The organism is Nonomuraea sp. NPDC002799 (assembly GCF_053592075.1).
Genome location: NZ_JBSFVA010000140.1, coordinates 1 through 1464 on the forward strand (window position 1 = coordinate 1; position 1464 = coordinate 1464).

A 1464-nucleotide genomic window follows, 5' to 3' on the forward strand; every position below is an offset into this window, starting at 1 on the left:
TCGGTTGGTCGGGGTCGGCCGCGACCGCTTCCAGCAGCCGGACGAACAGCGCTCCCATCGCCTCCACCGACACCCGATCGAACAGATCGACGGCGTACTCGAAATAGAAGTGGATGCCGTCGGGACGACCGTCCCCGGTGTGGCTCTCGACGATGTCCAGGGTCAGGTCGAACTCGGCGACGGGATCGCTGACCGGTTCCGTCCGCGCGTCGAGCCCGGCGAACTCCAGCTCGGCCCTGGTGTTGTTCTGATGGACGAGCAGGACCTGGAACAGCGGATGCCGGGCGAGGGACCGCGCCGGGTTGAGCATCTCGACGAGGCGCTCGAAGGGCAGGTCCTGGTGGCTGAAGGCGGCCAGGTCCGCCTGCCGGACCCGATCGAGCAACTGCGCGAAGGTGGGATCGCCTGAGACGTCCGTGCGCAGGACCAGAAGATTGATGAAACAGCCCACCAGGTCGTCCAGCGCCGCGTCGGTGCGACCGGCGACGGGCGTGCCCACCGGGATGTCGGTCCCCACGCCGAACCGGTTCAGCAGCGCCGCGAGCGCGGCCTGGGTCACCATGAACAGGCTGGCACGACTGTGCTGGGCCAGGCTCAGCAGGCCGCGGTGCAGCTCGGCGCCGGCCGTCACCTGGATCGTGCCGCCACGGTGGCTGGCCACCGGCGGACGCGGCCGATCCGTCGGCAGTTCGAGGTGGTCGGGCAGGCCGGCCAGCGTTTCCCGCCAGTAGGCCACCTGGCTGGAGATCACGCTCTCCTGATCGGCCTCGTCGCCCAGCACCTCGCGCATCCACAGGGTGTAGTCCGCGTACTGCACCTCCAGCGGCTCCCACCGCGGCAGCTCCTTGCGGCAGCGCACCTCGTACGCGGTGGCCAGGTCGCGGGCGAGCGGCGCCATCGACCACCCGTCGCACGCGATGTGATGCGCCACCAGCAGCAGCACGTGCTCATCGGCGCCCACGCCGAACAGGAAGACGCGCAGGGGCAGATCGGTGGCGAGGTCGAACCGCGCGCCGGCCGCCTCCTCCAGCAGGCCGGGCAGCTCGGCCGGCGCCGCGGTGACGAACCTGATCGCGGGCCGAGCCTGCTCGCCGGTGACGATGAGCTGGTACGGCTGGCCTTCGTGCTCGGGCAGCACCGTGCGCAGCACCTCGTGCCTGTCGACCAGGTCACCGACCGCGGCCTGGAGCGCGTCGCGATCCAGCCGCCCGGTGAGCCGCAGGCAGGTACGGACGTGATGGGCCTGCCCCTGGTCGCTGGTCTGGTTGACGAACCACATGCGGCGCTGGACGTAGGACAGCGGAAGCCGCTCAGGACGTCGCATCGTGCGCAACTTGGGCCGTGCCTCGACCTGGTTGGCCTCGATGACGGGGGCGAGGTCGGCGATGGTGGGGGTGTCGAAGAGGGTGCGGATGGTGATTTCGGTGTTGAGGGTTTCGCGGATGGCGCTGATGAGTTGGGTGG

At 70.0% G+C, this 1464-nt stretch carries 1 protein-coding gene; it reads right to left on the reverse strand.

The features are described 5' to 3' along the window. On the reverse strand, nucleotides 1-1464 hold a 1464-nt coding region (locus tag ACWD0F_RS52095), incomplete at both ends, for a condensation domain-containing protein (protein WP_449890593.1).